The organism is Pseudazoarcus sp. NS20 (assembly GCF_059703745.1).
On the sequence record NZ_BAAKIY010000001.1, the window covers coordinates 506,832 to 524,173 of the forward strand.

The 17,342-nt window shown below is 64.6% G+C and carries 14 protein-coding genes; 8 read left to right on the forward strand and 6 right to left on the reverse strand.

The genetic code is table 11. The features are described 5' to 3' along the window. Positions 1-263 precede the first annotated feature (263 nt). Positions 264-1,391 carry a homoserine O-succinyltransferase MetX gene (metX, locus tag AC6H0W_RS02460; protein WP_497575528.1) on the forward strand — a complete coding sequence of 376 codons (1,128 nt, stop codon included), beginning with the start codon at positions 264-266 and terminating at the stop codon, positions 1,389-1,391. Next, positions 1,388-2,002 (forward strand): methionine biosynthesis protein MetW, encoded by a 615-nt coding sequence (gene metW / locus AC6H0W_RS02465; protein ID WP_497575529.1) that lies wholly within the window; start codon positions 1,388-1,390, stop codon positions 2,000-2,002. Before metX ends, metW begins: the two co-directional genes overlap by 4 nt. Here the strand turns inward: metW and AC6H0W_RS02470 are convergent. Beyond that, positions 1,978-2,304 (reverse strand): hypothetical protein, encoded by a 327-nt coding sequence (locus AC6H0W_RS02470; protein WP_497575530.1) that lies wholly within the window; start codon positions 2,302-2,304, stop codon positions 1,978-1,980. The two genes, metW and AC6H0W_RS02470, sit on opposite strands and share 25 nt — an antisense overlap. A 210-nt stretch (positions 2,305-2,514) precedes the next feature. On the opposite strand from AC6H0W_RS02470, the gene AC6H0W_RS02475 reads away from it, so the two are divergent. The 6 genes from AC6H0W_RS02475 to AC6H0W_RS02500 all read left to right on the forward strand — a co-directional run bounded on the left by AC6H0W_RS02475 (position 2,515) and on the right by AC6H0W_RS02500 (position 9,429). Then, a complete protein-coding gene (locus tag AC6H0W_RS02475; RefSeq protein ID WP_497575531.1) occupies positions 2,515-4,650 on the forward strand; it encodes a putative bifunctional diguanylate cyclase/phosphodiesterase in 2,136 nt (711 codons plus the stop codon). Positions 4,651-4,712: 62 nt separating this feature from the next. Beyond that, on the forward strand, positions 4,713-6,029 hold the full coding sequence (locus tag AC6H0W_RS02480; protein WP_497575532.1) for an AmpG family muropeptide MFS transporter: 1,317 nt from the start codon (positions 4,713-4,715) through the stop codon (positions 6,027-6,029). Further along, positions 6,026-6,757 carry a uracil-DNA glycosylase family protein gene (locus AC6H0W_RS02485; protein WP_497575533.1) on the forward strand — a complete coding sequence of 244 codons (732 nt, stop codon included), beginning with the start codon at positions 6,026-6,028 and terminating at the stop codon, positions 6,755-6,757. Before AC6H0W_RS02480 ends, AC6H0W_RS02485 begins: the two co-directional genes overlap by 4 nt. Before the next feature lie 52 nt (positions 6,758-6,809). Beyond that, a complete protein-coding gene (gene can / locus AC6H0W_RS02490) occupies positions 6,810-7,493 on the forward strand; it encodes a carbonate dehydratase (RefSeq protein WP_497575534.1) in 684 nt (227 codons plus the stop codon). After that, positions 7,493-8,401: an ROK family protein gene (locus AC6H0W_RS02495; protein WP_497575535.1), complete on the forward strand. Its 909-nt coding sequence runs from the start codon at positions 7,493-7,495 to the stop codon at positions 8,399-8,401. Before can ends, AC6H0W_RS02495 begins: the two co-directional genes overlap by 1 nt. Further along, positions 8,398-9,429 (forward strand): sensor domain-containing diguanylate cyclase, encoded by a 1,032-nt coding sequence (locus AC6H0W_RS02500; protein ID WP_497575536.1) that lies wholly within the window; start codon positions 8,398-8,400, stop codon positions 9,427-9,429. Before AC6H0W_RS02495 ends, AC6H0W_RS02500 begins: the two co-directional genes overlap by 4 nt. Here the strand turns inward: AC6H0W_RS02500 and AC6H0W_RS02505 are convergent. The 5 genes from AC6H0W_RS02505 to AC6H0W_RS02525 all read right to left on the reverse strand — a co-directional run bounded on the left by AC6H0W_RS02505 (position 9,426) and on the right by AC6H0W_RS02525 (position 17,338). After that, entirely contained in the window at positions 9,426-11,612 is a 2,187-nt protein-coding gene (locus AC6H0W_RS02505) for a primosomal protein N' (protein ID WP_497575537.1), read from the reverse strand. The two genes, AC6H0W_RS02500 and AC6H0W_RS02505, sit on opposite strands and share 4 nt — an antisense overlap. A gap of 355 nt (positions 11,613-11,967) precedes the next feature. Next, positions 11,968-13,038, reverse strand: coding sequence for a uroporphyrinogen decarboxylase (hemE, locus tag AC6H0W_RS02510; RefSeq protein WP_497575538.1), 1,071 nt, complete (start codon positions 13,036-13,038; stop codon positions 11,968-11,970). Positions 13,039-13,143: 105 nt separating this feature from the next. After that, a complete protein-coding gene (locus AC6H0W_RS02515; RefSeq protein ID WP_497575539.1) occupies positions 13,144-14,601 on the reverse strand; it encodes a TrkH family potassium uptake protein in 1,458 nt (485 codons plus the stop codon). Positions 14,602-14,610: 9 nt separating this feature from the next. Continuing rightward, complete coding sequence (trkA, locus tag AC6H0W_RS02520; protein WP_497575540.1) at positions 14,611-16,011, reverse strand: Trk system potassium transporter TrkA; 1,401 nt, start codon at positions 16,009-16,011, stop codon at positions 14,611-14,613. A gap of 82 nt (positions 16,012-16,093) precedes the next feature. Beyond that, positions 16,094-17,338: a sigma-54-dependent transcriptional regulator gene (locus AC6H0W_RS02525; RefSeq protein ID WP_497575541.1), complete on the reverse strand. Its 1,245-nt coding sequence runs from the start codon at positions 17,336-17,338 to the stop codon at positions 16,094-16,096. Between the last annotated feature and the right edge of the window lie 4 nt (positions 17,339-17,342).

Below are 17,342 nucleotides of genomic sequence, written 5' to 3' on the forward strand. Positions count from 1 at the left end.
CCCCCGCCGGGATAACTTCGCGGCCTATCAGCGCTGATTTGAGCTACAGCTTGCGGGCGCTTAATAAATACGGCTAAAGCGAGGGCGACCCTGTCCGCGTTCGAGCCGACAGGGTTTTTTGTTTTTGTCGCCCGGCGGTTTCAAGACAAAACAGCCCTCTGGATGAAGTGCAGTCACATGCCACATCCGAGGAACGTGTGAAGCCGGCACCGCTGCCACCTGCGCAGCGGTTTGCATGGGGGACAAACTTGATTTCAGACACCATGGTCCAGCCTCAATCGGTCGGTATCGTCACCCCGCAGCGGGCGGTTTTCGATGAACCGCTGCAGCTCAAAAGCGGCGCAGTGCTGCCGGCCTACGAACTCGTCTATGAAACCTACGGCGAACTCAACGCCGACCGCAGCAATGCCGTGCTGGTGTGTCATGCGCTGTCGGGTTCGCATCACGTAGCCGGCCAGTACGCCGACGATCCCGGCAACATCGGCTGGTGGGACAACTTGGTGGGGCCGGGCAAACCGCTCGATACGCGGCACTTCTTCGTGATTGGCGTGAACAACCTGGGCGGCTGTTTCGGCAGCACCGGGCCGGCGTCGATCAACCCCGCCACAGGGCGCCATTGGGGCGCGGATTTCCCGTTCATCACGGTGGAAGACTGGGTCACCACGCAGGCGCGGCTGGCCGATCATCTGGGCATCGAGCGCTTTGCCGCCATAGTGGGTGGCAGCCTGGGTGGCATGCAGGCCATTTCGTGGGCGCTGCAATACCCCGAGCGCGTGGCCAACGTGGCAGCCATTGCCTCGGCGCCAAAGCTCACGGCGCAGAACATCGCTTTCAACGAGGTGGCGCGTCAGGCCATCCTGACCGACCCGGACTTCCACGGCGGGCATTTCTACGAGCACGCCACGGTGCCGGCGCGCGGGCTGCGGCTGGCGCGCATGATCGGCCACATCACGTATCTGTCGGATGATTCGCTGGCCGAGAAATTCGGCCGCAGCCTGCGCCATGGCAAGGCCATCTACAGCTACGACGTGGAATTCGAGATCGAGTCCTACCTGCGCTATCAGGGCGACAAGTTCTCGAAGGTGTTCGATGCCAACACCTATCTGCTGACCACCAAGGCGCTCGACTACTTCGACCCGGCCTTCGACCACGGCGGCAATCTGGCAGCGGCGATGGCCAGCAGCACGGCGGACTTTCTGGTGGTGTCGTTTTCCACCGACTGGCGTTTCTCGCCGGAGCGCTCGCGCGAGATCGTCTATTCGCTGCTGCACAACGGGCGCAACGTGAGCTATGCCGAGATCGAGAGCGGCGCCGGCCACGACGCCTTCCTGCTCGACGACGCGCACTACCACGCGGTGCTGCGCAGCTATTTCGAACGGATGCGCAAATGAGCCCGACCATTCGCTACGACTACGACGTGATCAGCGCCTGGATCGCTCCGGGCGAAAAGGTGCTGGATCTGGGCTGCGGCGATGGCAGCCTGCTGCGTCACCTGATGAACCTGCGCAGCGTGCAGGGCTACGGCGTGGAGAACGACCCGACCAATCTGGTGGCGTGCCTCGACAACGGCATCAACGTGATCCAGAGCGACCTCGAGAAGGGCCTGGCCGGCTTCGAGGACGGCTTTTTCGACCACGTCATCATGAGCCTGTCGCTGCAGACCATCCACAACACCGAGGGCATTCTCGACGAGATGCTGCGCGTGGGGCACGAGGCGGTGGTGAGCTTTCCGAACTTCGGCCATCGCAGCCACCGCGAGAGCATCGCCAAGGGGCGCATGCCGGTGTCCGAGAGCCTGCCGCACCAGTGGTTCAACACGCCCAACGTGCGCTTCTTCACGATTGCCGATTTCGATGCGCTGTGCGCACGGCGCGGCATCGTGGTGCATGAATGCGTGGCTTTCGACGACGGCGTACGGGTCGAAGACGACCCAAATCTGAATGCCACCGTGGCGGTGTATCGGCTGGGGCGCGCGGCTCAGGCGAGCGCGCGCACCTCGTAAGCGGCGACATCGACGAAAAGCGCTTCCGCCTCACGCACCTGCAGCGCCGCCACCGCGTAGCGGGTGCGCCACGGCGAGGCCTTGGCAAAGGCTTGGGCACCGCCCGCACGCGCCACACCCAGCAGCAGATCGCCCGACAATAGCTTGCCCATGGGGTTGGAAGGCTCGCAGCCGGCGGCTTCGAAACCGTCCGCCAGCCAGGCGCGCGCCTCGTCGGCGCTGAGCGCCGCAAGATCCTTCTCGCCCACCTGCAACTCGAAGCTCTGTCCGTCTCCGAACGACACCACCACTTTGCGCACCATCGCCTTGCACCTGCTTTTGCTTCGGGAGGGCGGATTGTCGGCCGCAGCGCGTGCGGGAGCAAGTGTGCACATCAACACGAATACCTGCGGCAAAAGCTTGTATTCAATACACATGACGACGAAAATCGCGGGCTACGCCCAAGCCCATGCAACAGACATGGGCAAGCCCGCACCGCATGCAGCGGTTCACGGCTTCCCCAGGAGCAACGCATGCACCGAGTTCCGGCCGGCCCCGATCACGCACCCGCAGACGGCATGACGCTGACGGGCGCGGCTGCGCGCATCGTTTCCGACCACCTGGAATGGCTGCATGCGCCGGTGATCCTCGGCAGCTGGACGCACGATCTGCGCAGCGGCGAACTGACGTGGTCCGAGGCCTTCCGCGAGCTCATGGGCATCCCGCCCGACGAAGCACCGAGCTTCGAGGGCTTCATCGACCGCGTGGATGTCGACTACCGCAACAGCGTGCTCAGCGTGTTGCAGCAATTGTGCGAAACCGGCGGCAGCGCGAGTTTCGGCTTTTGCATCACGCGCCTCGGCGAGCACGCCTGTTTCGAAGCACACATGACGGTGGACCTGGACGACAGTGACCACCCCACGCTGTCGCACGGCAGCATTCGCGATGTCACCGAACGCGACCGCAGTGCCGACGCCATGCGCCGCCGCAGCGCTTACCTCAATGCCATTCTCGACCAACTGCCGCAGGCCATCAGCGTCTTCGACGAGAAGCTGCGCCTGCAATGCTGGAACGCCCGCTACGCCGAAGTGATCGGCGTGCCGCGCGAGATGCTGCATTCGGGCGCGCGCTTCGAAGACATCTACCGCGTGCCGGCCGAGCGCGGCGACTTCGGCCCGGGCGAACCAGCCGATCTGGTCGAGCAACGGCGCAGTCTGGCGCTGCATTTCGAGCCGCTGCTGTTCGAGCGCACGCGGCCCGACGGGCGCACGCTGCTGATCGCACGCGAGCCGCTGTACCTCGACGGCCGCATTGCCGGCCTGGTCACGACTTACACCGACATCACCGAGCGCAAGCTGATCGAGGCCGAAATCCGGCACCTCGCGCATCACGACGCCCTCACCGGGCTGGCCAACCGCAGCCTGCTCGATGCACGCCTGCAGCAGTCCATCGCCGATGCGCGCCGCAGCGGCAAGAGCCTGGCGGTGCTGTTCATCGATCTCGACCGCTTCAAGACCATCAACGATTCGCTGGGCCACCACGTGGGCGACGAACTTCTGATGCAGGTGGCCGAGCGGCTGCGCGCCGAAGTGCGCGAGTCCGACACCGTGGCACGCCTGGGCGGCGACGAATTCGTCATCGTGCTGCAAGGCGTGGGCGGCGCCAGCGATGCCGCGCGCGTCACCGAAGGCATTCTCGCCGCGCTGTCGGCCCCCTACGTGGTGGGCGGCGTGGAGTTGCACGCCACGCCGTCGATCGGCATCAGCCTGTTCCCCGACGATGCAGGCGATGCCAATACGCTGCTGCGCAATGCCGACACGGCCATGTATCACGCCAAGGCCGAAGGGCGCGCCAATTACCAGTTCTTCACCGAAGGGCTGAACCAGAGCACCACCATGCGCCTGGAGCTGGAAAACAGCCTGCGGCGTGCCATCGGGCGCAAGGAATTCGAGCTGTGGTACCAGCCGCTGCACGACGCACGCGGCGCCACCTTGAGCGGCTTCGAGGCGCTGGTGCGTTGGCGTCGCGACGACAACCTGCTGGTGATGCCCGACAGTTTCATCCCCATTGCCGAAGACACCGGCATGATCGTCGAGCTTGGCCAGTGGGTGCTGCGCGAAGCCTGTCATCAAGCCAAGCGTTGGTCCGACCTGGGGGCCATGCGCCCGCGCGTGTCGGTAAACCTGTCGGCACGCCAACTGCGCGACGCGCGCTTTGCCGATCTGGTGGCCGAGATCCTCGCCGAAACCGGGCTGGAGCCCTCCATGCTCGAGCTCGAGATCACCGAAAGCTCGGTCATGGACCGTCCCGACGAGGCCGTAACGCTGCTCTACAAGCTCAAGGCATTGGGCGTGAGCATCGCCATCGATGACTTCGGCACGGGCTATTCGTCGCTGTCCTACCTGAAGATGTTCCCGCTCGACCGCCTCAAGATCGACAGCTCCTTCGTGTGCGACATCCACAACGACCCGAATGATTCGGCCATCGTTTCCGCTGCCGTGTCACTGGCGCACAACCTCGGTCTGCCGGTGGTCGCCGAGGGCGTGGAGACTGCGGCGCAGGCCCAGCATCTGGCGCGCCTCGGGTGCGACGAACTGCAGGGCTATCATTTCAACCGCCCCATGCCGGCCAACGAAGCCGATTGCCTGCTGCGCGGGCTGAACGCCTGAGCCCCACTCCACCGCATCTGCAATAATCCGGGTCTGGCCCTCAACCCTCAGACGGAACCCGCGTGCCCGAAACCGAACGCCCGAGCTGGCGCCAAGCCTTGCTCAACCGCCGCATGCTGGTGTGCATCTTCACCGGCTTCAGTTCCGGCCTGCCGCTGTTCCTGCTGTTTTCCCTGCTGCCCGCGTGGCTCAAGACCGAGGGCCTGAGCCTGAAGGTGATCGGCGCCTTCGCGCTGATCCAGTTCCCCTACACCTGGAAGTTTCTGTGGGCACCGCTGCTCGACCGCTACGGCATCCTGCCGTGGCTGGGCCGGCGGCGCAGCTGGATGCTGGTGTCGCAGATCGGCCTGCTCTGCTCGATCGCCTGGCTCGGCCAGTTGTCGCCGGTGGATAACCTGCAATTGGTGGTCATCCTGACCACGCTGCTGGCCTTTCTGTCGGCCACTCAGGACATCGCGCTGGACGCCTTCCGGCGGGAAATCCTGCCCGACGCCGAGCTGGGTCTGGGCAACGCCATGCACGTCAATGCCTACCGCATCGCAGGCTTCGTGCCGGGCTCGCTGGCGCTGATTCTGGCCGACCACCTGCCGTGGTCGCAGGTCTTCCTGATCACCGCGCTGTTCATGGTGCCCGGCCTGCTGATGACCCTCTCGGTGAAAGAGCCGAAGGCATCGGTACAGGCGCCACGCACGCTGCGCGCGGCGGTGGTCGAACCCTTCAAGGAATTCTTCGGCCGCCACGGCGTGAAGTCGGCACTGCTGGTGCTGGTGTTCATCTTTCTCTACAAGGTCGGCGATTCGCTGGCCTCGGCACTGGCCACACCGTTCTACCTCGACATGGGCTTCAGCATGTCTGAGATCGGCGTGGTGGCCAAGAATGCCGGGCTGTGGCCGATGATCATCGGCGTGCTGCTGGGCGGGCTGTGGATGCTCAAGCTCGGCATCAACCGCGCGCTGTGGGTGTTCGGCGTGGCCCAGGTGGTGTCTACCGCCGGCTTCGTGTGGCTGGCGTGGATGGGGCCGGGGGATTCCGACGCCGGCCGGCTGGCCGCACTGGCCGTGGTGATTTCCTTTGAAGCGCTGGGCTCGGGCCTGGGTACGGCGGCCTTCGTGGCCTTCATCTCGCGCACCACCAACCCGGCCTACACGGCCACCCAGTTCGCGCTGTTCACCAGCCTGATGGCCGTGCCGCGCACCTTCATCAACGCCACCTCGGGCTGGTTGGTGGAGCACATGGGCTGGATGGATTTCTTCGCGCTGTGCGTAGTCATCGCCATTCCGGGCATGCTGCTGCTCTTCAAGGTGGCCCCGTGGAACGGCGAGCAGCAAGCCATCGACGACATGCCGGCGCGCGCCGGCGAAAAACAGGCATCACCATGACCCCTTCCGATACTGCCCGCGCGGCCATCAATGCCGCACGCACGCTTTCCGACACCCTCGCGCCGATGCGCTTCGCACCGCCGGTGAGTCACGCCTACGATCCGCTGACCTACGCCTGGCCGGTGCATGAGGCCTACCTGACGCGCTTTGCCGCCACGCACAAACGCGTGGTGTTTCTGGGCATGAACCCCGGCCCCTTCGGCATGGCGCAAACCGGCGTGCCCTTCGGCGAGATCGAAATCGTGCGCGACTGGCTGGGCCTGTCAGGCACGGTGAGCAAACCGCCGGTCGAAAACCCCAAGCGCCCGGTCGAGGGCTTCGCATGCACGCGCTCGGAAGTCTCCGGCCGCCGCCTGTGGGGGCTGTTCCGCGAGCGCTTCGGCAGCGCCGAAGCCTTTGCGCAGGAGCACTTCGTGGCCAATTACTGCCCGCTGGCCTTCTTCGACGGCGGCCGCAACCTCACGCCCGACAAGCTGCCGGTGGCCGAATCCGGCCCGCTGATGGCCGCTTGTGATGAGCACCTGCGCGCCCTCATCGACGCCTTGCAACCAGAATGGGTGGTGGGCGTGGGTGCCTGGGCCGAACAACGCGCCGCACAGGCGCTGGCCGGGCGGAACTTACGTATCGGTCGCGTGCTCCATCCCAGCCCGGCCAGCCCGGCCGCCAACCGTGGTTGGTCGCCGGCCGCCACTCGACAGTTGGTCGATTTAGGCATCTGGCCGGCCTGAGCCGTTTCCGCCACGTTAAAATTCACCGCAGACTCACAGCAGGCAGACCACCGTGACCGAAATCGAAAACCTCTTCGAAAACAACCGCGCCTGGGCGGCTCGCCGCCTGCAGGAAGACCCCGACTTCTTCTCGCGCCTGGCGCGCCAGCAATCGCCCGAATATCTGTGGATCGGGTGCTCCGACAGCCGCGTGCCGGCCAACCAGATCATCGATCTGGACCCGGGCGAAGTCTTCGTACACCGCAACGTGGCCAACGTGGTGGGCCACACCGATCTCAACGCGCTGTCAGTGATCCAGTTCGCTGTCGACGTGCTCAAGGTCAAGCATGTGCTGATCGTCGGGCACTACGGTTGCGGCGGCGTCGCGGCCGCACTGCACAACCGCAGCATGGGCCTGATCGATAACTGGCTGCGCAACGTGCAGGACGTGCGCGACCGCAACATCATCCTGCTCGATTCGCTCACCGCCGACCGCGACCGCCAGAACCGCCTGTGCGAACTCAACGTGATGCAGCAGGTGGTCAACGTGAGCAGCACCACGGTGATGCGCGAAGCCTGGGCGCGCGGCCAGAACGTCACGCTGCACGGCTGGTGCTATTCGCTGGAGGACGGTTTGGTGCGCGATCTGGGCATGAGCTCGCGCAGCGGCGACGAGGCCTACCGCAACTTCCACGACAGCACGCGCAAGATGCTGGGCAGCAAAACCACGTTGGCGGATAGCTTCCAGGCCCGCTGATGCGCATCGGCGTCGATCTCGGGGGCACCAAGATCGAGCTCGTCGCCTTCGACCCTGCCGGCCGCGCCCTGTATCGCGAACGGGTGGCCACGCCGGCAGGCGATTACGCCGCCACGCTCGATGTCATCGCCACGCTGGTGATGCGCTGCGAAGCCGCTACCGGGCTGCGTGGCAGCGTCGGCGTCGGCACGCCGGGTTCGCTGTCTCCCGCCGACGGCCGCATCCGCAACGCCAACTCCACCTGCCTCAACGGTCATACGCTGGATCGTGACCTCTCCGAGCGACTGCAGCGCCCGGTGCGCATCGCCAACGACGCCAACTGCTTTGCCATCTCGGAAGCCACCGATGGGGCTGGAGCCGGTGCGCGCTCGGTGTTCGGCGTGATTCTGGGCACCGGAGTGGGTGGTGGCATCGTCATCAACGGGCAATTGTTGATCGGTGCCAACGGGATCGGTGGTGAATGGGGGCACACCCCTTTGCCGCTGCCAGGGCCAGACGACCTGCCGCTACCGGCCTGTTACTGCGGTCGCTCTGGCTGCCTGGAAACCTATCTGTCCGGCCCCGGCATGGCGGCCGAGCATGCGCGACGCACGGGTGTCTTGATGGATGCATCCGGCATTTCGGCAAACGCGGAGCGCGGGGATGCGTGCAGCGAAGCCACGATGGCGCGCTACGAAACCCGCCTGGCTCGTTCATTGGCAGGCATCATCAACGTACTCGACCCCGAGGTGATCGTGCTGGGCGGAGGCCTGTCGCACATCGCGCGTCTGTACCGCACCGTCCCCCGACTGTGGGGCGAGCATGTGTTCTCCGATGTTGTTTCCACCCGGCTCGTGCCGGCCGTGCATGGCGACGCCTCGGGCGTGCGCGGCGCGGCCTGGCTATGGCCTTTACCGGCGCAGTCATGAAATCCATCAACGATCCGCAACGCATCGCCGCCCTGCACGCTTACGGCATTCTAGACACTCCACGCGAGGCCAGTTTCGACGCATTGACACGCATCGCTGCCTACGTTTGCGGCGCCCCGATCGCCGTCATCAACTTCATCGACCAAGACCGCCAGTGGTTCAAGTCGGAGATTGGCCTGGGGGTGCAGCAAACCCCTCTGGACACCTCGATCTGTGCCCACGTGATCCTGCAGCCGGGCTTGTGCGTGGTGCCGGACACCCGCCAAGACCCACGCTTCATCGAGAACCCATTGGTACAAGAGGAGCCGAATCTTCGCTTCTATGCCGGCGCCGTGCTGGAGAATGAAGAGGGCAACACGCTGGGCACGCTATGCGTGCTTGATCATGCCCCACGGCACGAAGGCCTGACCCCGGAGCAGGGCGAGATCCTGCTGGCTTTGGCCGGGCAGGTCATGCAATTGCTCAAGCTCTATCGCCAGAACCGCCAGCAGGCCGAGATGCTTGCAGAGATCGACGCCGCCCGCCGCCAGATGGCACATCTGGCCTCGACCGATGCACTCACGGGGCTGGCCAATCGGCGCTCGTTCAGCGAACGGCTGTTGCAGGAAATCGCGCAACTCTCGCGCAGCGGACGACGCAGTTGTTTGATCCTGGCCGACCTTGATCACTTCAAACAGATCAACGACGAACACGGCCACAACAGCGGCGACGAAGCGCTGACGGTTTTCGCAGCCGCCTGTAAAAGCGTTTTCCGCGCAGCGGACGTGATTGGTCGTTGGGGCGGCGAGGAGTTCGTCATGTTGCTTCCCGATACCACCGTGGACGACGCGCTAAGCGTCACACAGCGTCTGCACGATGCGCTGGCACGTACGCCGATCAACGGCAATGGCACGTCATTTCGCCTGTCGGTCAGTCTCGGCCTTGTGGAAATGGACGGGTCGCGCAGCATGGACGCCTTGCTGCATGATGCCGATGAGGCGCTCTACGCTGCCAAAGAGCGCGGGCGCGCCCGCACGGTGACCGCTTAAACCTCCAGCGGGTCGATGTCGAGCTGCCAGCGCAGGGTGCGCGGTGCGCGCAGCCTGCGTAGCTGATTGAGCCATGCCGCCACGAAGCCCTGCAACACGCCGCGCTGATCCGCCTCGATGAGCAATTGCGCACGCTCACGGCGCGCCAGACGCGTCATGCGCATCGGCACGGCATCGAACACGCGTAGGCCTTCGGGCGCCATGTCTTGCGCGATCTCGCGTGCCTCCGCCAGGAAGTTCAGCGCCGCCTCCAGCTCGGGCGCGTCGGCTCGTAGCATCACTTGGTAGCTGAATGGCGGGAAGCCGGCCATGCGGCGCTCTTCGAGCTCGCGTGCGGCAAAGCCGTCGAAGTCGTGGCGTGCCAGATGGCGGTACAGCGGATGCTCGGGGAATTCGGTCTGGATCAGCACTTCACCCGCCAGATGCGCCCGCCCGGCGCGGCCACCCACCTGCATGAGTTGCTGGAACAGACGCTCGGGAGCACGGAAATCGGCGGCATGCAGCGACGAATCCGCGCCGATCACACCCACCAGCGTCAGCTTGGGGAAATCATGCCCCTTGGCCATCATCTGCGTGCCTACCAGGATGTCGGCCTCACCGCTGGCAATGCGTGCCAGCAGGGCTTCCCACTGCGGCCGCGTGCGCGCCGCATCGCGATCCACACGCAACACCCTGGCCTGCGGAAACAAGGCGTTCAGGCGCTCTTCGATGCGCTGCGTGCCGCGCCCGAAGGGCTGGATATCCTGGTTGCCGCAGCTCGGGCAGGCTGGAGGGATCGGCGTCTCGGTGCCGCAATGGTGACAGCGCATGCGCCGGTCGGTGAGGTGCACCACCAGCTTGGCCGAGCAATGCGGGCAACCGCTGACCCAGCCGCAGGACGTGCACGACAGCACCGGCGCGTAACCACGCCGGTTGAGAAACACCAGACTCTGCTCGCCGCGCTCCAGACGCTGCGCGATGGCGCTGCGCAAGGGCGGGCTGAGTCCTTCGTCAAGGCGGATGTTGCGCGTATCGACGTAACGCACGGTGGGCATGGCCGCCGACACCGCGCGTGCATCCAGCCGCAATGGGCGATAACGGCCCAGACGCGCGTGCTGCCAGGTTTCCAGCGACGGCGTGGCCGAACCGAGCACGATGGGAACACCGCGGTCATGCGCTCGCCACACGGCCACGTCCCGCGCCGAATAACGCACGCCTTCTTGCTGCTTGTATGAAGCGTCGTGTTCTTCGTCGAGCAGGATCAGGCCTAATCTGGGCAGTGGCGTGAACACCGACAGCCGCGTACCCAGCACGATGTCGGCGCGGCCCTCCATGGCCTGCACGAAACCGCGCGAGCGCGCCCCATCGGCCTGCGCCGAATGCAGGCTGACGATGTTGGCGTAGGGAAAACGCGACGCGACGCGCTCTTCCAGCTGCGGCGTGAGCGCAATCTCGGGCACCAGCATCAACACCTGCCGCCCGGCCGCCAGCACGCGTTCGGTGAGCCGCAGATAGACCTCGGTCTTGCCGCTGCCGGTAACCCCTTGCAGCAGCCAACTGCCGAATGCTTCGAGCTGGGCACCCACCGCATCGATGGCAGCCTGCTGATCGGCCGTGGGCTGGGGAGCAGACGAGATGGTGTGCGGCGGATGAGGCGCGGGCGTGGCCTCCAGCCAGCCGCGTCGCATGGCATCCGCCACGGCGCCGCCCTCGGGGTGGGCCCGCGCCACGCTGCGCCGCATCGGCCCGAGTGGCAGCAGAGCCTCCAGCAAGGATCTGGCACGCGAGGCCCGACCACCGCCTTGCAGCGTATCCCGGCCTGCCGCAGACACCGCGACGAAAGGGTCATCCGCGTCGGAATCGACCGCATCGGATCGACGCAGCCCCGGCGGCAAGGCCAGTGCGATCACTTCGCCCAGGGGCTCGTGGTAATAACGCGCCACGAAACCCGCCAGGGCCAGCCAGTCGGCGGGCAACGGCGGAATCTCGTGCAGCACCCGCGTGACCGGCTTCAAACGCGCCGGGTCGACTTCGGCGACGGGCACCACGGCGACAATGACGCCGTTCTTTTCGGAATTACCGAACGGCACACGCACACACCGGCCGATGTCGCCTGTGGATATGTTTTCACACGCGTAATCAAACAGTTGCGGGATCGGAACGGCAATCGCAACACGTGCGGCAAGCGGCTCCGACTGAGTCATTTGACTGCATTTCCTTTACTAAACAATGCTTTGAAGCATAAAGCTGAGTGTGAAGATTGAAAAATTCGCTAAGACCTTGCTCTTCAACCCTTAGAGCCGTTGTCCACAAAATCTGTGGATAACTTTGTGCGAAACCAGGGAAGAACCCTGCCAATGTGGCGGAACTACGGCCTTTCTGTCACATTGCCTTAACAATGCGCAACATAAAAACCGTTTAAAATCATTGCCTTAATAACTCGATCGAAAAAGGACACATTCCTGCCAAACAACTGCTCACGCACACCTGAACGTGTGCATAAGTCAAGCATCAATTCACTCTTTTTTCGAGTTTCCGACCTGCGGTCGATCCTTCGGATCAGCCTTGTGCACGCAAGCTGCGACTGTGCTCATGCACGGTATCCACCAGCACCGAGACCGACTCCGGCGGCGTGAATTGCGAGATGCCATGGCCGAGGTTGAACACGTGGCCGGCATGCGGCCCGTAGGCGTCCAGCACGCGCCGAGCTTCGTTGGCCACCACCTCGGGCGGCGCGAACAGCACGTTCGGGTCGATGTTGCCCTGCAGCGCGACGCGATCCCCCACCAGCTTGCGGGCACGACCGATGTCCATCGTCCAGTCGAGGCCGACCGCATCGCAACCGATGTCGGCGATGCTCTCGATCCACAGACCACCACCTTTGGTAAACACGATGCTCGGCACCCGCTCGCCGTCGCGCTCGCGCGTGAGGCCGGCCACCACGCGACGCAGGTAGGCCAGCGAGAACTCCTGATACGCCGCTTCGGACAGCACACCGCCCCACGAATCGAACACCATCACGGCCTGCGCGCCGGCCTCGATCTGGGCATTCAGGTAGGCCACCACTGCGTCGGCGGTGACGGACAGGATGTGATGCATCAGATCCGGCCGGCTGTAGGCCAGGCTCTTGACCTTGCGATAGTCCGACGATCCTTGCCCCTCGACCATGTAGCAGGCCAGCGTCCACGGGCTGCCGGAGAAGCCGATCAGCGGTACCGAGCCATCCAGCGCACGGCGAATCTCCGAAACCGCATCCATGACGTAGCGCAACTCCACGTTGGGGTCGGGGGCGGTGAGGTTGCGGATCTCCCACTCCTCGCGCAACGGGCGCTCGAAGCGCGGGCCTTCGCCTTCCGCGAAGTACAGGCCGAGGCCCATGGCGTCGGGCACGGTGAGGATGTCGGAAAACAGGATGGCGGCGTCGAGCTTGTAGCGCGCCAGCGGCTGCAAGGTGACTTCGCAGGCCAGATTCTTGTTCTTGCACAGGTCGAGAAAGCTGCCCGCACGGCGACGTGTTTCGCAGTATTCCGGCAGGTAGCGGCCGGCTTGGCGCATCAGCCAGACGGGTGTGTACTCGGTGGGCTGGCGCAGCAGCGCGCGGAGGAAGGTGTCGTTGCGAAGACGGCTCACGGGTCGGTCCTTTGGGGCCGCGAACAACGCGGCCGGATGCGGTCGTAAAGGCCGGATTATCCCGGTTTTACGCGCCGCTGCCGACCCTTGCGAGTCTCTAGCGCCTCAGCGGCGCCAGAACACCGGTGTGAGCACCACCAGCAAGGTGAGCAGTTCCAGCCGCCCGAGGATCATCGCGAACGACAGCACCCACATCTGCAATTCGTTGAGCCCGGCGTAATTGGTGGCCGGGCCGACGAGCGCCAGACCGGGGCCGGTGTTGTTGATGCAGGCCACGACGGCCGAGAAAGCAGTGATGTAGTCGGCCCCCAGCGCAGTCATGATCAAGGTCAGCGTGACGATGGACACCATGTACAGAAAGCTGAACGCCAGCACCGCGTGCAGGATGTTCTCCGACACCCGTTGGTGGCCCAGCCGCACCGGATACACGGCATTCGGATGCAGCGAACGCACGATCTCGCGGTAGGCCTGCTTGTACAGGATGATGGCGCGCATCATCTTGATACCGCCACCGGTCGAGCCCGAGCATGCGATGAAGCTGCCCAGGAACAGCAGCCACAACTGCAGGAAGCCCGGCCACATGGTGAAGTCGTGCGTCACCAGACCCAGCGAGGTCGATATCGACACCACCTGGAAAGCCACCTGCCGCAGCGTGGTGGCCAGATCGGCCGAACTGTCGAAGTACATCAGATAGGCCGTCATCATCACGATGCTGGTCGTCAGCGCCATGAAGTAGAACGGAATCTCGGGGTCATTGAGGTACGGTCGCGGCGTGCGGCGCACCAGTGCGAGGTAATGCGTGGCGTAGTTGAGGCCGGCGAGCAGCGCGAAACCGATGACCACCAGTTCGATCGGCAGGCTCTGGAAGTAGCCGATGGATTCGTCCTTGCTCGAAAAACCACCCAGCCCCGCCACCGAGAACGCATGAATGACCGCATCCCACGGCTCCATGCCCACCGCCCACAGGCTGATGCCGCAGGCCACGGTGAGCAACACGTAGGTCATCCACAAGCCCTTGGCCGTTTCGGCGATGCGCGGAGTCAGACTGGACTCCTTCATCGGCGTCGGCACCTCGGCCTTGAACAACTGCCGGCCCCCGATGCCCAGCAGCGGCAGGATGGCCACCACCAGCACGATCACGCCCATGCCGCCGATCCAGTGCATGAAGGTGCGCCACAGGTTGATCGCCACCGGCAGCTCGTCCACCTTGTAGAGGATGGTCGCACCGGTAGCAGTCAGACCCGACACGGCCTCGAAGAAGGCTTTGGTAACGCCGATATCCGGCATGAAGCCGTACAGGGGCATGGCGCCGAAGATCGGCAGGATCAGCCAGGTCAGCACCACCAGCAGAAAGCCGTCGCTCGGCCGCAAGTCGCGCTTCTTGCCGCGACTGAAGTACCAGACCAGCGCGCCCGTCACGAAGGTGATGAGCATCGAACGATCAAAAGCCTGGACGGCGCCGTCGGCATGCAGATGTGAGACGGTCAGCGGCACGCTCATCAGCAGGCCAAAGATCATGATGATCAGGCCGAGCGCGTTGAAGACGGGAAAGTAGCTGCGCATGTACCGGGGCTACAGGAAGGTGAACCCGACCTGGAACAGCTTCTCGACCTGCCGCACCAGCTTCTTGTGCGTGCAGAAGACAATGACGTGATCGTCCTGCTCGATCACCGTGTCATGGTGCGGCATGATCACTTCGCGGCGGATCACCCGCTCGTCGCGCATCTCATTGCGGACGATGGCCCCGATGGTGACCCCGCGCGGCAGCGGAATGGCTTCGATGGGCTTGCCCACCACCTTGGACTCGGCCGCCGAACCGTGCGCAACGATCTCAAGCGCCTCGGCTGCCCCGCGCCGCAGACTGTGTACCGCCACCACATCGCCGCGCCGCACGTGGGCGAGCAGCGAACCGATGGAAATCTGCGCCGGAGACACGGCGATATCGATGGGCCCACCCTGCACCAGATCGACGTAGCTCTTGCGGTTGATGAGCGCCAGCGTGCGGCGCGCGCCCATGCGCTTGGCGAGCGAGGCCGACATGATGTTGTCTTCCTCGTCGTTGGTGAGCGCCACGAACAGGTCGATCTCGTCGATGCCCTCGTTCTCGAGCAACTTCTCGTCGGTGGAGTCGCCCTTGAGCACCAAGGTGCGGTCGAGCTGGATGGCCAGCATTTCGGTACGGCGTTTGCTGACGTCGAGCAGCTTGACGTTGTAATCCTGCTCGATCGAGCGCGCCAGACGGAAGCCGATGTTGCCACCGCCTGCGATCATGATGCGCCGCATCGGCTGATCGCTGCGGCGCAGCTCGCGCATGACCTGGCGGATATGCACCGTGGCCGCCAGGCAGAACACTTCATCGCCCGGCACGATGATGCTGTCACCTTCCGGGATCAGCGCCTCGCCGTTGCGGTAGATCGCCGCAATGCGCACCTCGATGTTGGGCAGGTGGTACTTGAGCGCCTTCAACGGATGACCGACCAGCGGCCCGCCCTCGAAGGCACGCACGCCGATCAGGCTAAGCGTGCCTTCGGCGAACTCCAGTACCTGCAGCGCCTCGGGGAAGGAAATCAGGCGCTTGATGTAGTCGGTGACGATCTGCTCGGGGCAGATCGAGAAGTCGACCGCGAAATTCTCGGTCGACAGCAGTTCCGGGTAATCCACGAACTCGCCCGAGCGCAGGCGGGCGATGCGGGTAGGCAGATTGAACAGCGTGCGTGCCACCTTGCACGCGCACAGGTTGCTCTCGTCGGACTGGGTGACGGCGATCAGCAGATCTGCGTCATCGGCACCGGCATCGGCCAGAACCGAAGGGGAGGCACCATTGCCGCAGACGGTTCGGACCTCGAAACGGTCACGCAGAGAATCCAGCAGTTCGGCGTTGGAATCGACCAACGTGATGTCATTGGCTTCGGATACGAGGTTCTCGGCCACCGAGGTACCGACCTGACCCGCGCCCAGGATGATGATCTTCACTCGCGAACCAACCTTGTCCGGAAAGCGCGGATTGTACGCCTGCGTTGGAGCTCATGACACGGAGCACGCAGTGCCATGAGAATCAGTTCTCGGCGTTCTTGCGGCCGGGTTGCAGGCCGAGTTGCTTGAGCTTGCGATACAGGTGCGTGCGCTCCAGACCGCATTTCTCGGCGATGCGCGTCATGTTGTTGCCTTCGGCGCGCAGGTAGTGCTCGAAATACAGCCGCTCGAAGGCTTCGCGTGCCTCCCTGAGCGGCTGATCGAAGGATATGGAATGCACGCTGTCGGCCGGAGCCGGCAGTACGCGGCGCACGTCGGCCAGGCTGATTTCTTCATCCAGCGTACCCAGCGCCAGCGACTTCACTGCAGCCCGCAGTTCGCCAAAGCCGCCCGGCCAGGGGTGGGTGCGCAGCGCGTTGAGGGCGGCCGTGGAGAACACCCGTCGCGGCACTTCGCCCGCCTCGACAAGATGCACCAGCAACTGCGAGGCCAGCTCGGGCACATCGTCCTGCACGTCGGAAATGGTCGGCGGTACCAGTGTGACTTCGAACAGGCGCGTCACCAGACGCTCTTCCCACCCGTCAGCCGTCAGAGCCTCGGGGCCCGACTCGGCCGCCACCACCACATGCAGATTGAAGCGGTCGAGCCGCTCCAGCGCAAAGGCGAGATTCTTTTGCTGAGTGCGCGTGAGCTTGCACGGCTCACCGACATACACCACACCGCCGCTGCAGTTCTGCAGCTGCGTGAGGTCGATGGGATGGCTTACGGTAGCGAAATCGAGCCACGGAGAGCCGCTGGGCTTGAGGCTGCGGGCAGCCAGCTCGGCCAGACTGCCGGCCCCGGCACGCAAGGCAAGCACGCGCGATTTGTCAGCGATCTGCTGCAGCCGCTTGCGCAGCTCGCGCAGCGGGGCCGAGCGGGGAAAAGCCGCCAGCGTCAGGGGTGCGGGCTGGCCGTTGGCGCTGGGGCGCTGCAAGCCGCGTTTGACGGCGGTCAGCAGCTTCTGCAGCGCGATGGGCTTTTCGAGGTAATCGATGGCGCCGATACGCGTGGCCTCGACCGCGGTGTCGATGGTGCCGTGGCCCGACATCATCACCACCGGCATGGTCAGCTGCCCCCCGGCCGCCCACTCCTTGAGCAGTGTGATGCCGTCGGTGTCGGGCATCCAGATGTCGAGCAGCACGAGGTCGGGCCGTTTGGCATTGCGTGCCGCGCGTGCCGCACCGGCGTTCTCGGCCAAAACGATGTCATGCCCCTCGTCGCTGAGGATTTCAGAGAGAAGCTCGCGGATGCCGACTTCGTCGTCGACGATGAGAATGTTCGCCATCTGT